The sequence below is a fragment of the Cellvibrio sp. PSBB006 genome (genome assembly GCF_002162135.1).
Classification (GTDB): Bacteria; Pseudomonadota; Gammaproteobacteria; order Pseudomonadales; family Cellvibrionaceae; genus Cellvibrio.
This window is the reverse complement of record NZ_CP021382.1, coordinates 4,440,957-4,458,747: the sequence shown is the minus strand read 5'-3', so window position 1 is coordinate 4,458,747 and position 17,791 is coordinate 4,440,957. Positions and strand designations below refer to the sequence as shown.

At 51.9% G+C, this 17,791-nt stretch carries 19 protein-coding genes; 12 read left to right on the top strand and 7 right to left on the bottom strand.

Features of this window, described 5'->3' with window-relative positions:
* Positions 1-25 precede the first annotated feature (25 nt).
* The 4 genes from CBR65_RS18565 to CBR65_RS18545 all read left to right on the top strand — a co-directional run bounded on the left by CBR65_RS18565 (position 26) and on the right by CBR65_RS18545 (position 3,259).
* Entirely contained in the window at positions 26-1,570 is a 1,545-nt protein-coding gene (locus tag CBR65_RS18565; RefSeq protein ID WP_157672150.1) for a DUF3300 domain-containing protein, read from the top strand.
* A 710-nt stretch (positions 1,571-2,280) separates the two neighbouring features.
* Positions 2,281-2,502 carry a hypothetical protein gene (locus CBR65_RS18555; RefSeq protein ID WP_157672149.1) on the top strand — a complete coding sequence of 74 codons (222 nt, stop codon included), beginning with the start codon at positions 2,281-2,283 and terminating at the stop codon, positions 2,500-2,502.
* Positions 2,503-2,564: 62 nt separating this feature from the next.
* Entirely contained in the window at positions 2,565-2,807 is a 243-nt protein-coding gene (locus tag CBR65_RS18550) for a hypothetical protein (RefSeq protein ID WP_087468228.1), read from the top strand.
* 26 nt (positions 2,808-2,833) lie between these two features.
* Positions 2,834-3,259, top strand: coding sequence for an OsmC family protein (locus CBR65_RS18545; protein WP_087468227.1), 426 nt, complete (start codon positions 2,834-2,836; stop codon positions 3,257-3,259).
* Between the two features lie 4 nt (positions 3,260-3,263).
* Here CBR65_RS18545 and waaA read toward each other — a convergent pair whose 3' ends face one another.
* Together waaA and CBR65_RS18535 are read right to left on the bottom strand one after the other, a co-directional pair.
* The gene (gene waaA / locus CBR65_RS18540; protein ID WP_087468226.1) at positions 3,264-4,538 is read right to left on the bottom strand and encodes a lipid IV(A) 3-deoxy-D-manno-octulosonic acid transferase; all 1,275 of its coding nucleotides are present in this window, start codon (positions 4,536-4,538) and stop codon (positions 3,264-3,266) included.
* A 28-nt stretch (positions 4,539-4,566) separates the two neighbouring features.
* Positions 4,567-5,658, bottom strand: a complete 1,092-nt coding sequence (locus CBR65_RS18535; protein ID WP_198300805.1) for a GDSL-type esterase/lipase family protein — start codon at positions 5,656-5,658, stop codon at positions 4,567-4,569.
* Between the two features lie 182 nt (positions 5,659-5,840).
* Between CBR65_RS18535 and CBR65_RS18530 the strand changes: the two genes are divergently transcribed.
* The 8 genes from CBR65_RS18530 to CBR65_RS18495 all read left to right on the top strand — a co-directional run bounded on the left by CBR65_RS18530 (position 5,841) and on the right by CBR65_RS18495 (position 10,902).
* Positions 5,841-7,115 (top strand): FAD-dependent oxidoreductase, encoded by a 1,275-nt coding sequence (locus CBR65_RS18530; RefSeq protein ID WP_087468225.1) that lies wholly within the window; start codon positions 5,841-5,843, stop codon positions 7,113-7,115.
* Positions 7,102-7,899: an aldo/keto reductase gene (locus CBR65_RS18525; RefSeq protein ID WP_198300804.1), complete on the top strand. Its 798-nt coding sequence runs from the start codon at positions 7,102-7,104 to the stop codon at positions 7,897-7,899. The genes CBR65_RS18530 and CBR65_RS18525 overlap by 14 nt, the downstream gene beginning before the upstream one ends.
* A gap of 8 nt (positions 7,900-7,907) precedes the next feature.
* Positions 7,908-8,309 (top strand): phosphoribosyl-AMP cyclohydrolase, encoded by a 402-nt coding sequence (gene hisI, locus CBR65_RS18520; protein ID WP_087468224.1) that lies wholly within the window; start codon positions 7,908-7,910, stop codon positions 8,307-8,309.
* An 18-nt stretch (positions 8,310-8,327) separates the two neighbouring features.
* A complete protein-coding gene (locus tag CBR65_RS18515; protein WP_087468223.1) occupies positions 8,328-8,666 on the top strand; it encodes a phosphoribosyl-ATP diphosphatase in 339 nt (112 codons plus the stop codon).
* Between the two features lie 27 nt (positions 8,667-8,693).
* Positions 8,694-8,930: a twin-arginine translocase TatA/TatE family subunit gene (gene tatA / locus CBR65_RS18510; protein WP_087468222.1), complete on the top strand. Its 237-nt coding sequence runs from the start codon at positions 8,694-8,696 to the stop codon at positions 8,928-8,930.
* A 72-nt stretch (positions 8,931-9,002) separates the two neighbouring features.
* Positions 9,003-9,401 carry a Sec-independent protein translocase protein TatB gene (tatB, locus tag CBR65_RS18505; protein WP_087468221.1) on the top strand — a complete coding sequence of 133 codons (399 nt, stop codon included), beginning with the start codon at positions 9,003-9,005 and terminating at the stop codon, positions 9,399-9,401.
* A gap of 5 nt (positions 9,402-9,406) precedes the next feature.
* Entirely contained in the window at positions 9,407-10,159 is a 753-nt protein-coding gene (gene tatC, locus CBR65_RS18500; RefSeq protein WP_087468220.1) for a twin-arginine translocase subunit TatC, read from the top strand.
* 104 nt (positions 10,160-10,263) lie between these two features.
* On the top strand, positions 10,264-10,902 hold the full coding sequence (locus CBR65_RS18495; protein ID WP_087468219.1) for a peroxiredoxin: 639 nt from the start codon (positions 10,264-10,266) through the stop codon (positions 10,900-10,902).
* Between the two features lie 107 nt (positions 10,903-11,009).
* Here the strand turns inward: CBR65_RS18495 and CBR65_RS18490 are convergent, their stop codons facing one another.
* The 5 genes from CBR65_RS18490 to CBR65_RS18470 form a co-directional block, all read right to left on the bottom strand.
* Positions 11,010-11,219 carry a DUF2061 domain-containing protein gene (locus CBR65_RS18490; RefSeq protein ID WP_087468218.1) on the bottom strand — a complete coding sequence of 70 codons (210 nt, stop codon included), beginning with the start codon at positions 11,217-11,219 and terminating at the stop codon, positions 11,010-11,012.
* A 107-nt stretch (positions 11,220-11,326) separates the two neighbouring features.
* Positions 11,327-11,713, bottom strand: coding sequence for a hypothetical protein (locus CBR65_RS18485; protein ID WP_087468217.1), 387 nt, complete (start codon positions 11,711-11,713; stop codon positions 11,327-11,329).
* A 239-nt stretch (positions 11,714-11,952) separates the two neighbouring features.
* Positions 11,953-13,833, bottom strand: a complete 1,881-nt coding sequence (locus tag CBR65_RS18480) for an alpha-amylase family glycosyl hydrolase (RefSeq protein ID WP_087468216.1) — start codon at positions 13,831-13,833, stop codon at positions 11,953-11,955.
* Between the two features lie 3 nt (positions 13,834-13,836).
* Entirely contained in the window at positions 13,837-15,906 is a 2,070-nt protein-coding gene (locus CBR65_RS18475) for a glycoside hydrolase family 97 protein (protein WP_087468215.1), read from the bottom strand.
* A gap of 28 nt (positions 15,907-15,934) precedes the next feature.
* The gene (locus CBR65_RS18470) at positions 15,935-17,779 is read right to left on the bottom strand and encodes a glycoside hydrolase family 13 protein (RefSeq protein ID WP_087468214.1); all 1,845 of its coding nucleotides are present in this window, start codon (positions 17,777-17,779) and stop codon (positions 15,935-15,937) included.
* Positions 17,780-17,791: the final 12 nt, after the last annotated feature.

Here is a 17,791-nt window from a genome sequence, read left to right as displayed (position 1 = left end):
GTTATCTATCACAAGAGAGGCCATTATGAACGCCCTCGCCAAATTGGCATTGACCCTGTTTCTGAGCGGTTTTGCGCTGTTGAGTCAGGCGCAGACGCAAACCATCAGCACGGCACCACCGGATTTCAGCCGCGCCGAGCTGGACCAGATGCTCGCACCGGTTGCACTTTACCCGGACACAGTACTCTCCCACGTATTGATTGCCGCCACCTACCCGCTGGAAGTTGTCCAGGCGGCCCGCTGGGCCAGCGCCAACAGCAAACTAAGCGCGGAATCTGCGGTGGCAGCGGTGGAGAATGAAAACTGGGACCCCAGCGTGAAGGCACTGGTGGCCTTCCCCCAAATCTTGCAGCGCATGAGTGACGACCTCGACTGGACCCAGCGGGTGGGCGATGCCTTCCTGGCTGATGAGGCGGAAGTCATGACGGTCATCCAGGATTTGCGGCAGAAGGCTTATGCCTCAGGCAGCCTGGACAAGATGGAACACGTCAAGGTACAGCGCGAAGAAAAAATCATTGTGATTGAACCGGCCGTTGAGCGTGTCGTGTACGTTCCCTACTACGACACACGCGTGGTCTATGGCGACTGGTGGTGGTCGGATTACCCACCCGTCTACTGGCATCACCCCCGTCATCATGTATTTGTCGGCGGTTTTTATTGGGGTCCGCGCGTTTATGTCGCGCCCAGCTTCTTCTTCAGCTCCTTCCACTGGCATAACCGCCGCGTGGTGGTGATTGATTACCACCACCATCATCACCCGCGCTTTTACAGTGGCCGGCACATCGCCCATTACCACGGCGCCAGGCACTGGCACCACAACCCCGTACATCGGCGCGGGGTGGTGTACCGCAATGAGAATATTCGTCACCACTACAACAGCAACCGCCAGAGTTACCGGGCGTTGCAGGAAGAGCGGGACTACGGCCGTCGTCATACTGCAGAGGGCCACCCACGCCCCAACAGTGCACGACCACAGCATCGCCCGGAGCTGCAAGGCTCCAATAATCGCCATGCCGACACACCGCGCCCCGTTACGCATTGGCGCGGCCAAAGTGACGCGGAGCGTGTACGCGAGCGGCTTGCCAACACCAATAACCCATCGCGTGATGTGAGCAACGTAGAGCGCAAGTATCCCCAGCGCACCCTGCCCAACACCACGAAAACCGGCGGGCGCGAAGAAGTACAACGCAACCAGCCCGAGCGGCCTGCGGCGGTGTATCGCGGTAACAATACGGTGCAACGCAGCGCCGGCGACGTGGAACAACGACGCGACGTTATCCAGCGGGCGCAAGAAAATGCACCGCGTCAGAATAATTGGCAAGGAAATCCGCAGCGCCCCCAAAATATTGAGCGAAGTACTTATCAGCAACCACGTCAGGACATCATCCGCCGCACGGAAAATGTGCAGCAGCCCCAAAGAAGCCCAAGGCAAACGGAGCCGCAAGTCCAACGTCGTATTGAACAAAACAGACCGCAACCACAAGTTCATCGTGGTATCGGCGGTTCCAACCACACGCGGGCAAGCGGCGGCTCCTCCGGCGTGCGCGAGAGTCGCCGCATAGAACGCTAATATCGACAAGAAAGTCATAAAAAAACCGAAGCCGGCCTGCTTCGGTTTTTTTATGTTTACAATCAATCAGTTGATTGCTGTAAAAAATCTTCGCTTATTTTTTCTTATTCTTTAAATCTCACCAACAGCGAAGCGGTTGATAACTTTTCGTTGCTGCCGCGCATTCTTTTGTGCGCTAACTAACGTGCCGCTTGCGTCCGCTTAACGCGTTCATTCAACAGTCACACAAGCCAGCCACACTTTTTCCCAAGTTATCCCTGTCGCGAATTAAAAACATTTATTCAATTTTCAGCGCCTTTTTAAAAAACGGCACACGGCTTGCTATCAATTATCAAAGCAACGCACTGTTCTACAATCAGCATGATTAAAAAGTCGTAAGGGTAGATAATGATCACACCAAAAGAATGCGGAAAAATAGCGCACAGAAATGGAATTAACGCGCCAACACTGGACGGCAATCTCGCGAGTTTGCTGGGCACTGCTGGCGGCAATATTAGCGACAAAAAAACGTCTCACTATGTGCAATGGTGGGAGGGCTGGTACGAGTCACTGGATGAAAGCCTTGCACTGCAGCATGTAAAGTTTACAAATCCACGGCTACATCAACACTGTCAGTAATGTAGAAATCAACGAATGCATTCATGACAGGGGTCAGAAATAACAGGAATTTTGTCAGCGATTACACAACAAGTCATATTGAGGTTAACGCTATGATCCACTCTCCTCAACACCAGGAATACTCCGCTCGCTACGGATTAAAAAACGCCAGCGACAACATAGAAGCTGCGCAACAAATTGCAGAAGCTAAATATCGGGCATTGATGGGCCGGGAAATTTTTATCAGCGAAATTTCGGGCATCCATCAACTCATTGAAGAGTTACGCGGATGGGTGAGTCATTCGCCAATACCCGGAAAAAAAGAGACACACTGATTGTTCACTTGATTACGTGGCCATAGCCAAGTCTATGGCTCAACTTTTTTACGAGCGCGCTTATGCCAGAAACAACAACCAAACCAGGCTTTGCTCGGGAACTCAATCATAAACTGGACGAGATTATTCAATGGACGATTGAGAATTCACCGGTGCAGACACCGCCTTTAACACAGAAGGATTTCACCGAAGCCAGAAAAAATTTTATGGCGACGGCGATTGCCGGCCCACCGCAAATGCGCGAGCCGGAACCTTCAGAGGGCGGCGCTCAGTACATCAATGACAACCCTGCACCCTGGCCGTAACATTTTTCAAAGACAGGAGAACCACGATGAAACGTACAGCGTCAGCAATGTGGACGGGCAATTTGAAAGAGGGTAAAGGTAAAATTTCTACCCAGAGTGGTGTGCTGTCGCAAACTCAATACGGTTTCAATACCCGTTTTGAAGATGGCCCCGGCACCAATCCGGAAGAACTTATCGCCGCCGCCCATGCGGGCTGTTTCACCATGGCGTTATCTGCTCAGCTAACCGAAGCAGGTATGACAGTTGAAAGCATTAAAACCCATGCTGCCGTGACGCTTGATAAGATCGATGGTGGCTTTGCCATTACGGCAGTGCATCTCGACTTAACGGCGAATATTCCCGGCATTGATCGCAGCACGTTTGAAACGATCGCCAATCAGGCCAAGACTGGCTGCCCTGTATCAAAAGTGTTGAATGCCGAGATTACGCTTGATGCCAAGCTCGAATCTTAATCCGTTATAGATATCGTTCAATAATGTTGAGTGTCTTTGCCATCGCTCCGCGATTGCTATTGGCTACCGAAAGCGCGGCTTGACCGCGTTTTTTACGCTCTCCCTCATCGCTTATCAGGCACTGCACTTCCTGCGCTAATGCCTCGGCGGTGTCGACTAAACGCAACGCATCCGCTTCCTGTAGCAAGCGCGCTGCTTCCGCAAAATTGAACACGTGAGTACCGCTTAGTAACGGCAGCTGCCAGGCAGCGGGCTCCATAAAATTATGACCACCAGTGGGCACAAGGCTGCCGCCGACAAAGGAAATATCGCTGGCACCCAGCAGCAATAACAATTCGCCCATGGTATCGCCCAATAAAACATCGGTATCGGCCGCAATGGTTTTCTGACTGCGACGCACCATGTGATAACCGCGTGCAACACATAAATTCCCCACACGTTCAAAACGTTCGGGATGGCGCGGTACCAGCACCAGCAACAGTTTCTTTGCTGCGTCCGTACCGGAAGCACGCACCTGGGCAAACGCATTAAGGATTTGTTCGTCCTCCCCCTGATGGGTGCTGGCGGCAATCCACACTAAGCGTTCGCCGCCCTGGGTCCATTGGTGCTTGAGGATGTGAGCTTGCGCGAGTACGTCCTCACCCAGGGTCAAATCAAATTTCACATTGCCGGTAACAACCGTTGCCGCAGCTGGCAGGCCGAGTTGTTGAAAGCGTGCAGCATCATCGGTGTGTTGTATTGCCGCACAGGTCAATTGCTCCAGCATGTCCTTCGTCATAGCACCAAAGCGCGCATAGCCGCGTGCCGAGCGCGCAGACAAACGTCCGTTGATAAGCAATGCGGGAATCTCGCGCTGCGCGCAGGCCGCAATGGTGTTGGGCCAGAGTTCGGTTTCCATGATCAGCAGTAATTGCGGCTGCACCCGCGTCAGAAAACGTGCCACACAATCCGGCAAGTCATAAGGTGCGTAAACGTGGTACACGCTATCGCCCAAGGCCGCTCGCACGCGCTCTGAACCGGTTGGTGTGGTCGTGGTAATAACCAATTGCACCTGGGCCTGCTGTTGCAAGATACGAATCAGTGGCAGCGCCGCTAAAAATTCACCGACTGAAACTGTGTGAAACCAGACGACTTTTTTTTCCGTTTCCAACTCGGGAATAAAACCAAACCGCTCATGCCAGCGACGCGCATAAGCTGGCGCACGCCAGGCGCGCCACAGCAAACGCAGAAGAATGACGGGGATCGCAAGATAAAAAATCAGGGTGTAAAACCAACGCATAAAAAACATCCATTCGCAACGGCTGAAATTACCAACCCATTTTGTCTTTAATATAGGCCGTGAGCACCTCGGCATTTTCGCGGTGATGGCGCACGCGTGGATGCTGATAAAAATCCTTGAATTCGAAGATCATTACATCAATGCGTTTATCATCAGCCTCTGCCTTCCACCGGTCCACCGCTGCGTGAATATAACCTGGCCAGGGTGAGCCGGGTTTGCTGGCATCCATCGTACCAAGCGTGCAAATGATATAGGCTTCCGGGTAATGGCCGCGAATCCGCCGAACGAAATCGTAATACACGGCAATCCGTTGTTCATCGTCAGGCACTGGGTCAAGCCGCTCTTCCACCAGCACGCTGTCGTTTTGAAATAAATTAATCACCACCACATGGGGCGTCCAGCGGTTGAAATCCCACACGGAATTATTGTCATCAATGGCGCTGAGCTGGTCGTAAAATTCCTGCATGGTAAATCCCACGAAACTCGTCATCAGGCCGACACCACTTTGTGATGTACTGACATATTCCGCGTCCAGGTTGCGCGCTGTAATAGCACCGTAGGCGAGGAAATTATTTTTCTCTGCTTTGTTGTCATCCGGCCCACCTTCAGGACCTTCGTTACCCATGCCACTGGTAATGGAATCACCAAAAAACTCAATCCGCCGTTCGGGGCGAGGGGGCGGCGCCGTCAGTTGACCGTCATCGGCTAACAGCACGCCGTAAAAGGTGGTCGCGCCTTCTTCGCCCTCGGTGCGTTTGGTGATGGTCAATACATGTTCCCCATCGCTGAGACTATAAGCGATGGGATAGGTTTTTTTGCCCTTCTCGCCTTTTATCACAATGGGGTTATCCCAGTCCTGATCAATAAATACGTTGAAGTAATTCATGCCGTAATGATCATCCATGACCAGCGCTATCGAACGGCCGGTAAAGCCTGTCTGGATCATGGTACCCGGCCAGGAAAACACTGGCATTTCCGGTGAAGAGAAATCAACGCGACCGGTGTATTGAAAATGTTCATGATTCGCCTTGATCAGCGGATCTTGCGGCAGGGTAAGGAAATATCCCAAGCCGATCAGCAGCGCTGCAAAAAGTGACCCGGTCAGCAATTTCGACCTCATTGTGCCTCCAGTGATGTATACCGATTTATGTATACCCATAGGCCCGGCAACGCGGGCCTGTTTGCTTGCCGGCAGTGTGCCATAAATTCCTGCACCTGCAAGTTACACCGCCAAGGATAAGAAAAAGCTTTATACTGCCCGCACTTTTAATCCCGGTTTCGTTCCTGAACTGACGAGTCTTTATGCCTGCAACGCCGATCCGTTTTCACTTCGATATCGCCATCATCGGTGGTGGTGTGGCGGGTTTGTGGCTGGCGAATCGTCTGGCAAATACCGGTTATTCACTGGCCTTATTCGAATCCAAAGCCCTCGGCAGCGACCAGACTGTTGCCTCGCAGGGGATGATCCACGGCGGCATGAAGTACACCCTCAGCGGCACCCTCACCGGCGCATCCGAAGCTATCGCCGAGATGCCGCGTCACTGGCGCGCCTGCCTGTGCGGTGAAGGAGACGTGGACCTGCGCAATACGCGCATCCTCAGCGACCACTTTTTTATGTGGTCCAGCGAAACCATGACGTCGCGCCTGACAACCTTTTTGGCAAGTAAGCTGACGCGCGGACGGGTTGAGCCGGTAGCTGACGACAAACGCCCACCCTTGCTACGCAACAACCATTTCAGTGGCAGCCTCTACCGACTGGAAGACCTCGTGCTCGACGTGCCCAGCCTGGTTACCAATCTCGCTAACAACCTGCCCAGTCGCGTTTTCCAGGTTGAGGAGAACAGCACGCGCTTAACGGCCGCAGCAAATGGTGAAGTAAGCCTGATTACCGAACAGGACGGGCAATCCATTGAAGTGACGGCACAGCGCATCGTGCTGACCGCCGGCAAGGGCAACGCTGCTTTGTTGCAGCAGCTCGGCCTGCAACAACCCGCCATGCAAGTACGCCCCCTGCAACAAGTGATGGTCAAACATCATTATCCACACCGTTTTTACGGCCACTGCCTGGGCGCTGAAACCACGCCCCGCCTGACGATCTCCAGCCACACCACCAGCTACGGCGCGCCAGTGTGGTATTTGGGTGGCAGCCTCGCAGAGCGTGGGGTACATCAGGATGCTACTGAACTAATTGAAAGTGCCAAGCAGGAGCTGGCGGATCTTATGCCCTGGCTGGACTTCAGTGAAGCTGAATGGGCGACCCTGCCAGTCGAGCGTGCGGAACCCCTGCAACGTCACTTTGCTCGCCCGGATAACGCGTTCGCGACACAGGTAGTCGGAGTTAATAACCTGATTCTCGGGTGGCCAACCAAACTGACCTTGGCTCCCAACCTCGCTAATGAAATATTGGCGCTATTGAACAAAGACGCCATTACACCCGGTAGTGCAACGAACGAAGCGGCTGAATTGGGTCGCCACTTGATGCGTGCGCCTATAGCAAAAACGCCTTGGGATATCGCCTTCCCGCCGCCACCCGATAGCAGCCTGACCGATGATGAGGCAACCGATGCTGATACCTAAACGCCTTGGTCAGACCGACCTTTCTGTCAGCCCTCTGGGCCTGGGTACCGTGAAGCTGGGCCGCAACCAGAAAGTGAACTACCCCTCCGCCTTCGACCTTCCCGACGATGATCAAGTGAAGCGATTGCTGGACATTGCCTGGGAGCTGGGTATCAACCTGCTGGACACCGCGCCGGCCTATGGCACCAGTGAAGAACGCCTCGGTAAACTGATGGCGGGCTCGGGCCATGATTGGGTAATCAGCACCAAAGTCGGTGAAGAATTTGCCGATGGCGAATCCTGTTTTGATTTCACTCCGACCCAGGTGCGCGTGAGTATAGAACGTAGTTTGCGACGTTTGCGCCGTGACTATATCGACATGGTACTGGTACACTCTGACGGCAATGACAGCGCGATCATTGAGCGTTATGAAATCTTTGATGTGTTGGCCGAACTCAAGCGAGCCGGCTGGTTGCGCGCCTTCGGCATGTCCACCAAAACCCTGGAAGGTGGCTTGCTGACCGCACGGCACGCGGACCTAGTGATGGTGACCTATAACCTGAACCACCGCGCCGAAGAAGCCGTCATTGATGAATGCCTGCGCTTGAATAAAGGGGTAATGGTGAAAAAGGCCCTGGCCAGCGGCCATTTGTGCAGCGACGACGCAACAGACGATCCGGTGCAGACGAGTATGAACTTCGTCTTTGCTCACCCCGGTATCAGCAGCGCGATTGTCGGCACCATTAACCCGCAACATTTACGTGATAACGTGAGCAAGGCGTTGCTCGCCCTGCATCAGGATTGAATCGATTTATGGTAACAACCGACAGTTCTAACGATTGGCTCAATAGCATTAAATGGGACAACGACGGCCTGGTGCCAGCGATCGCCCAGGACGCACAAAGCGGCCGCATTCTGATGATGGCCTGGATGAATCGCGAAGCCTTGCAACGCAGCGCCGAATTGAACCAGGCGGTCTATTGGTCGCGCTCGCGCAACCGTTTATGGCATAAGGGTGAGACCTCCGGTCACGTGCAACATCTGAGTGAAATTCGCCTCGATTGCGATGCCGATGTGATCGTCCTGCAAGTTGAGCAAATGGGCGGTATTGCCTGTCATACAGGACGGGAGTCCTGTTTTTATCGCGTGCTGAAAGACGGCGAATGGCAGGTGGTCGATGCCGTGCTCAAAGACCCGAAAGATATCTATCAATAATAACGCCCGACACAATTTATGAACGCTCACGACATACTGGAACAACTGACGCAGATCCTGGAAGCGCGTAAGAACAATGCCGATGCAGACAGCTCCTATGTGGCCAGCCTGCATAAAAAAGGATTGAATAAAATATTGGAAAAAGTCGGTGAGGAATGCACCGAAACACTGCTGGCTGCCAAAGATGCACAAGCCAGCGGTGACACCAGCGAGTTGATTTACGAAACAGCCGATCTGTGGTTCCACACCCTGGTGATGTTATCTCACCTGGGTGAAAACGCCGACTCGGTCCTGAACGAACTGGCGCGACGTTTTGATGTATCCGGCCATGCCGAAAAGGCCTCGCGCAAGCAATAACCCCTACTGAAAGACAGAGGAAATATTATGGGTATCAGCGGTATCAGTATTTGGCAATTGTTGATCATTCTGGCAATCGTGATCATGTTATTCGGCACCAAGCGTCTGCGTTCACTCGGCAGCGATCTTGGCAGCGCCATCAAGGGATTCAAAAAATCCATCGGCGATGAAGACGAAGCAAAAAACGACACCAGAAATGTTGAAGACAAAACTGCCCAGGACAACATCACCAGCGCACAAAAAGAAAAAACTGAGCAGAAGTAATGTGCAAACCAAGGTTGGTCATGCCATTTAGTTGGCATGACCCTGACCCGATCAACCGCGACAGGTAATTGTGTGTTTGATATCAGTTTTTTTGAATTAATCTTGTGCGCCATTGTGGGCCTGGTGGTCATTGGGCCGGAGCGTTTACCGGAAACGGTACGCGCCGTCAGCCTGTGGATTGGCCGCCTGAAACGCAGCCTGCGCGAAACACGCAGCGAGTTGGAGCGCCAGATCGGCGCTGACGATATTCGCCGCCAGCTGCACAATGAAGAGATTATGCAAAGCCTGGAAAAAACGCGCCGCGAAATCGAGAACGCCGTCAAGGATGGAGAACAAGCCGAACCAAAACCGCGCGCTTACCAGGAACATGTCGAACTGCCTGACCATGCCCATATGGATGAAAAGCCGGCTGACGCAGCCAAGCCTGATGACGCGCCATCTCCCACCGTCCCTGAAAAAAGCGGCCATTGATAGCTATGAGTGACAGAGAGCTTCCGCTGGTACAACATTTGATTGAGTTACGCACGCGGTTATTACATACCGTGATCTTCGTGCTGGTCGTTTTTTGTTGTCTGTTTTATTTTTCTAACGATATTTACTACATCATTTCGGCGCCCTTGCAAAACCTGCTGCCGGAAAACACCAGCATGATTGCCACCGATGTGGTCTCGCCTTTCCTGACACCACTGAAGCTGACTTTTTTTGCCGCTGTTCTGCTATCCATTCCTTACATCCTTTATCAGATCTGGGCGTTCATTGCTCCCGGCTTGTATAAACATGAACAACGTCTCGCCGCGCCACTGTTAATTTCCAGCGTATTCCTGTTTTACGCGGGCATGACCTTCGCGTATTTCGTGGTATTTCCACTGCTGTTTGGCTTTGTCACCGGGATCGGCCTGGAAGGCGTGGCAACCATGACCGATATCGCAAAATATCTGGATTTCGTTTTGCAGTTATTTTTTGCTTTCGGGTTTGCGTTTGAAATTCCTATTGCGGTGATCCTGATGATCCATGCCGGCGTGCTGACACCGGATGGCCTGGCGGCCAAGCGCCCTTACATCGTGGTCGGCTGCTTTATTATTGGGATGCTACTGACCCCGCCGGATGTGTTCTCGCAAATTCTGCTCGCCTTGCCTATGTGGATGCTGTTTGAGGTCGGTGTGTTTGTAGGTCGCATATTGCATAAGAATAAGGAAGCCCGCGAGATCGAAGAAGCAAAGCAGGATTGACCGCCTACCCATTTCCGTTCTAACCAAAGAGCAAAATAGTCTTTCTCTGCGGTTAGGTTTCTACTTAAGATAAGTGCCCACATGTTCTGGAAAGGAGAATGGCTATGACATTACGATTAGGCGATACCGCACCGGATTTTGAACAGGAATCCACCGCTGGCGTCATCAAGTTTCATGAATGGCTGGGTGATAGCTGGGGTGTACTTTTTTCGCACCCGTCTGATTTTACGCCGGTCTGCACCACCGAACTTGGCCTTACCGCCAAACTGAAAGAGGAATTTGAAAAGCGCAACGTAAAAGCCATTGCGCTGAGTGTGGACCCGGTCGACTCTCACCACGCCTGGGTAAACGATATCAACGAAACCCAAAACACCCGCGTTAATTTTCCGATCATTGCGGATGCGGATCGCAAGGTGTCTGACTTGTACGACATGATTCACCCCAACGCCAACGCAACACTGACGGTGCGTTCGTTGTTTATCATCGATCCGGCCAAGAAAATTCGTTTGATCATCACCTACCCGGCTAGTACTGGACGCAACTTTGATGAGATTTTGCGCGTGATTGATTCGCTGCAACTGACCGAACATCACAAGGTAGCCACACCCGGCAACTGGAAACCGGGCGAAGATGTTGTGATTGTCCCGGCACTGCAAGACCCGGACGAGATCAAGCAGCGCTTTCCGAAAGGTTACAAGGTCATCAAGCCTTACCTGCGGATGACGCCCGATCCAAGACAATAACTCTTCAAATAAAAAAACCGGAGTGGTGGTTAATCACTCCGGTTTTCCCCCGGTTACCCATCCTGTGGATTCTGTGTTTGGCCGGGCCGATTTAACAGGCCCGGAACCTAAACTGTTTCAGCAAAAAATTGTTGTAGAACTTGTTTATGCGCCTCGAATTTCTTCCAGCCCAACTCGTGGAAGTAGAAAGCGACAGTATTGACCGCAGGTTCAACCATCGCCACCGCACTGCCCACCAGGACATCACCTGTCAGGGCGTAGGCGACCGAAAAAGCGACGGTGAAGTGAATTGTTGCGAAAGTCATTGTCTTGGCCATGGTGCCTGCTCCTTTTGGGTTACTTGATGAACCCAGAATACGCCTGGCACCGCAAAAGCTAAAGACAATTGATGTTATGGATTAGATAGCCAATACCTATAAAGGCATTACGGCATCGGGGGAAAGGTCTGGCCTTCGACATTCAGCATATTTTCGACCACGGCGGCGTTGTAGAAGCCTTCCACCTTACGAATCTTGTCACCATCGACGGTACACCAGATAGCGATACGCACATCGCCAATGGGCTCAAAGTAGGTCTTGTAATCCAGTACGCCGAACACCGAATTGCCCTCTGCCGCGATCTCGCGCACCACAATATCCTTCTGAATACCGGCCATACCAAAGAGGTAGGCAAGCATGTCTTCCGGGTCAGTAAAGTACATGTTCGGGCCGATGTATTCGAAGCCGTCAACATGCAACAAGTGCTTGGCCTGATCAAAATGTTGGGATTTTATTCCCTGGATAAATTGGGTGACGATTTCTTTGGGCTGCATGATCTCACTCTGAATGACACTGCCGGGTTCGGACGGAAGGATACTGCGCGGAGGAACCCAATGAACAATTTAATTAGCAAATTGAACTAACAGCAGACGTAAAGATGCCTTTCTAATGTTCTGTTACTACTGAGTCAAGCAGAAAGTGTACTGATCTGCAAGCTTGGGAGAGGTTTACGTATTTTTTGCACAATTTCACCGCAGTTGGCGGGTTTATTGGACAATTAATCGGCACCGCCTCAATGAGACGGCTGGCCGATTGTTAACACCAGGGACTCCAGCGGAGCCAGCCTGACCGGCACGCTGGCATGGGTTTGTCGAGCTGCCAGTGTCAGCGTTTTCTGTTCGCCCAATTGATCCCGCAAGGGATAATCCCCTACCGCTAATGCCCAGGTTGTTAGCAGGCTCTTGGGTATCTGCAGGTTAAAGGCGCGCGTTTCTGTCGCGGAAAAATTGCTGATCACGATTAACTTTTGCGTATCTGCCCAACGGGCAAAGGCGAAGACGTCTTCTGTGTAGCCTGCCGTGGTCGCCCGATTGTGGGTGTGAAGCTCCTGATAGGAGCCACGCATCGCCGGGCTGTGGGCTGAGAAATTCAATAACCGCTGGTAAAAATCACGCAGGGCTTGCTCCTGATTACTCAGGCGCCCGCCGTCAAACTTACCGCCGTTCATCCATCGCTGATGGGCGGGTACGCCGGCGTAATCAAAGATACTGGTGCGCGAGGGATCGCCAAAGCCGGAATCCAGCATGCCGTCTTCGCCCACTTCCTGACCGAAGTAAATCATCGTCGGTGAACGACTGATCAAGGCCGATACCACCATCGCCGGCTTACCTTTTTCTGCACTGCCGGCAAAATCCGGGCTGGCGATACGCTGCTCATCGTGATTTTCCAGGAAGTGCAGCATATGCGCTTCGATATCCGCCAGGCCCGCCTGGATCGCCACCAGACTGTCGATAGAACCCGTGCCTTGCATAATGGTTTTGAGCGTATCGTAGAACTCCACTTTATCGTAGAGGTAGTCCATCTTGCCCAGATGCAGGTAGTTGCGATATTCCTTGGGGTTGTAGACCTCGGCCAATAAAAACGCATCCGGATTTTTTAATTTGATCGACGAATTCAAATAGCTCCAGAACTCTACCGGCACCATCTCCGCCATATCAAAACGAAAACCCTCGACACCCATGTCCAACCAGTAGTGTGTGATATCGCGAAATTTTTTCCAGGAATCGGGTACATCTTTATCGGCCCAAAACGCGGCGTGCGCGCGATAATTTTTTTCTGCGTAGGTTGCCGGCAATGACGGGAAGTCGTAACTGCCATCGGGCCGTACACCGTAATTAATCTTTACGGTTTCATACCAATCGTGAAAATGCGGTTGGGCTTTACGCGAACCATTACCGGTCCATTTGGCGGGCACTTCGGTAAATTTTCCGTCGGCGAGCGGATGCGCATCTCCACCCAGGGGACGATAATTTTCCAAAGGGTCGGGCACACGAAAAGCTTCGCCGGGCACATAATAGAAATTATTGCTACGCAGGTAAGCTACTGATGTATCGTCGTCAGCACCGAAATCCTGCACGCCTTCCGGTTTATGCAGGGATTCATAATGGCGCGCGACGTGATTCGGCACGATATCAATAACAACCTTCATCCCATGCTGATGCGTGCGCTCGATCAGCGCCTGAAATTCTTCCAGGCGCCGTTCCGGATCAACGGCCAAATCGGGATTTACACTGTAATAATCTTTTACTGCGTAGGGTGAACCGGCGCGCCCTTTTACGACATCCGGATCATCGTTACTGATGCCGTAAGCGGAGTAATCACGAATCACCGCATGGTGCGGCACACCGGTGTACCAGATGTGAGTCACACCCATGGCTTTGATTTCAGCCAGCGCGGTATCGGTAAAATCATTAAATTTCCCCACACCGTTTTCTTCAATGGTGCCCCAGGGTTTATTGGTGGTATTGGTATTGCCGAACAAACGGGTAAATACCTGATACACCACTGGCTTGCCCGCCGGTTCAGCCAGAGTTTGCGTCGGCGGTGCTTGCGTTGTGCAAGCACCGAGTCCTGCAAGGGCAGCGCCAATTAGCAATACATGTTTACGCTTCATCGATCAGTCCAACGCTTTAAAACGAATCGCGGCACCGCCGCTGGTAGCCAGGTCGAGTTGCAGTGTATCGCCACGCTTCATGGTTTTCTTTTCGATAACCATTGCATACGGATTGGTTTTCCAATCGGCGTCTGGCCCATCGCGATAAATCTGCGCCTCGTAGTTTTTATCCGGCGAAAGAAAATCTAGCGATACGCTGAGCTTGCGCGCGTCCTCATCAGTCAATGCACCGAGGTACCAATCTTCACCAGCGCGTTCTTTGCGTGCGAACACGACATAGTCCCCCACTTCTCCCGCAAGCGCGCGACTCTCCTCCCAGTCGGTGGGCACATCGCGAATAAATTGAAATGCATCCGTATGTTTTTCATAATTTTCCAGCAGATCAGCCACCATTTGAATCGGGCTGTACAGCACGACGTAGAGCGATAATTCTTTTGCGAGGGTGGAGCGCACACGGTTTTCAGCAGCGAGTCCGTAAGGAGCAAGATCAAAAATACCCGGTGTGTAATCCATGGGGCCGGATAACATACGCGTAAACGGCAGGATAGCGGTGTGTTCAGCAGAGTTTGGTGGCGAGCCCCAGGCGTTGTATTCCTGGCCACGCGCGCCTTCCCGTGCAATCCAGTTGGGATAGGTGCGACGCAAGCCCGTGTCCTTGATCGGTTCGTGGGTGTTGATACTGATTTTGCGTTTGGCCGCCTCGGTCACTGAGCGCAGGTATTCCCCCACCATAAATTGCCCGTCGTGCCACTCGTTACGCACAATGCCCTGTTCATCAATGCGTTTTATTTTTCCGCCATCAGCAACGTAGCCAGTCTTAACCTGGGCAACGTTATGCTGTTGATAAAGATCAAATGCATCAGCCATCTGGTTTTTATAGTTTGTTACCGCACCAGAGGTTTCGTGATGGCCGATCAAACGCACGCCTTTGGATTTTCCGTAAACGGTAATCTCCGGCAAATTAAAGTCCGGATAAGGTTTGGTAAAGCTGAAGATGTCGCCGTTGGCATACCAGTCGCCATCCCAGCCGATGTTCCAACCTTCGACCAGTACACCGGAAAATCCATGCTGTGCAGCGAAATCCATGTGGCGTTTGGTTTCTGCGGTGGTTGCACCGTGTTTTTCACCGGAGCCCCAGGTTGCAGTTCCCACATGCATGCCCCACCAGATACCGACATATTTGCCCGGCTCCACCCAGGACACATCGCCAAGTTTATTCGGTTCATTCAGATTCAAAATCAAATCAGAATTCAATAAGCCTGTAGCCTCCGCTGCAATCTGAATGGTGCGCCAGGGTGTTTTGAAAGGCAGCTGCGTCTTCACGCGAACACCATCCGACCAGGGCGTTAAATCCGCTTTCAACACACCGTTTCGCTGTTGGTCCAATGTCATGGCTGCGTAATCCACCAACGCGGCTTCATGAATACTCAGGTGCACGCCCGTGGATGATTTGAAAGTAACCGGTGTGTGTACCCGATCCACCACATCGAGCATGGTGGTGTTGTACAAATATTCATAGCGATTCCAGCCGCGCGACGGAATCCACCAGGTTTTGGTTTGCTCGGGTGTGGGCAAACTGAACGTGGTTTTTTCATCGATGATATCAATCTTGCCCTGGCGATTATCAGCCAGTTTTTTCTGTTGCGGCACTTCATAGCGGAACCCGATACCGTCGTTAAATACGCGCACGCGCAGGGTGAAATGATTGGAAGATTTTTTCTCGGTACGCGCAAAGGTCACCGTCAGTTCATTGTGCTGATCACGTACCAGGCGCCGTTCGCCCCAGGGTTGTTCCCAGGTAGAATCCTGCTGCGTTTTTTTGTGGTCGGTAATCTTCAGGTCGCGAACAAAGCCCTCTACCCCTTTGAACTCCAGCCCCAATGCAGACGGGCTAATGACTTCCTTGCCGCGAAAGTCGATCCGGTAACCCGGCAGGCCATTGTCATCACTGACATGGAAGACAATATTGCCGTCAGGTGATGCGACCTTAAGCGTTTCCGCTGCAAGGTTCAGGCTTATCAATGCTGAACAAAGCAGGATGCTGCGCCCTATGAAAGTTGCTTTTATCGTCATGGTGTTCTCCACAGGCTTTCACTAATAATTAACGAAGCTCAATAATCGTCGAGGATTTTTTCCCCAGCGTCAGGCCGGATGCCAGATTAACTTTCTTCCCCGTCAGCACATCTATACCCGATGCATTGTCGGCAATAAAATCGTTGAAGCGCTTGAGGTCAAGCGTTACTTCCGTGTCATTTTTATTCAAGACGACCATCAGTGTGTTCTCGTCGTCGTAACGAAAATAAACATAGACGCCGTCAATGGGTGCAAAGTGTTGCAGTTTCCCGCTGTGGGCTACCGTTGCGTTTTTTCGCCAGTTCAATAAGCGCTTAATAAATGCCTGGGTGTCCCGTTGCGCTTTATTCAAGCCTTTTCCAGTAAAAGCATTTTTATCATCACCACGCCAGCCGCCGGGCATATCGGCGCGCACCGCACCATCGTCGCGCTCGCGCGGGCTGGTCATTAAAATTTCCGAGCCATAATAGAATTGCGGGATACCCCGCATGGTAGCCATATACACCATAGCCATCCTGAAAAGGTCCACATCTTCATGCAAAAAACTGTAGATGCGCGACGTATCGTGATTCTCCGGAAAGATCACCAGATTGTATGGATCGGGATAAATAAAATCATTGGCCAGCGTTTCGTACAAACGAATCAAGCCGGTGTCCCAGCCTTCTTTCTCCAACAGTGCAATACGTAGCGCATCGTGAATCCCAAAGTCCATCATACTCGGTGCGTAGGGCACATGACCGCTAGGGTTATCTTTACCCTTCTGCCAATGTGCAACGATATTGGGATTACTACTCCACTCTTCGCCGACAATATTCAGGTTTGGGTATTCTTCCATGACCGCTTTGGCCCAGGCTGTAAGAAATTTTTCATCCGCGTAACCGTAAGTATCTTCGCGAATACCGGATAAGCCGGCGTACTCGATCCACCACAAAGTGTTCTGAATCAGATAGCGTGCCACCAGCGGATTGCGTTGGTTCAGATCCGGCATAGCACGCGAAAACCAGCCTCCGACAAATTGGGCTTTGTCTGCTGGTGCTGCATAGGGGTCTTGAATAGTAGTGCGGCGATGATTGGTTTCAACGTAAGTTTGCGGGTTGTTCAACCAATCCTGTGATGGTAAATCTTTCATCCACCAATGTTCAGAACCGATGTGGTTGAGGATAATATCCTGAATAACACCGATGCCTTTTTTGCGCGCCTCGGTTACAAATTTTTTGAAATCCTCATTACTGCCAAAACGCGGATCGATTAAATAATTATGGGTGGCGGCATAGCCGTGATAGGAATAAGCCGGTTGGTTATTTTCCAACAGGGGGTTGGGCCAAATTTGCGTAAAGCCCATATCGGCGATGTAATCGAGGTGACGTATCATGCCCGCAATATCACCACCGTGACGCCCACCCGGATTCTTGCGATCCGCTTTTTCTGTCAGTTGCGCGAGGCTGTCATTGCGCGGATCACCATTGGCGAAACGATCCGGCGTAATCAGGTAGATAACATCCGAACTGTCAAAGCCGCGCCGTTGCGCCGAATTTTTTTCACGCGCGTTTAACACATAATTTGTACTTACGCGGGTTTTTCCACCTTGTGTGAAATCAATCGCAAATTGTCCCACCTGGGCGGAAGGAGAAATATCCAGGGTGATAAACAGGTAATTAGGGTTATCAACTTTCTTGGTTTCAACCAAGGTAACCCCGGGATAATTTATGCCCGGCGTCAGCTCGCTGATATCCTCGCCGTGGACCAGAATCTCTACCTGATGGTAGCGCATGCCCACCCACCAATTAGCGGGCTCCAGATGCTGGATAGCATATTGTTGCGCGGAAACGGGTATAGCCAACAGCATGACCCAGGCAATCAGGATTGACTTCATATGAGCTCCATG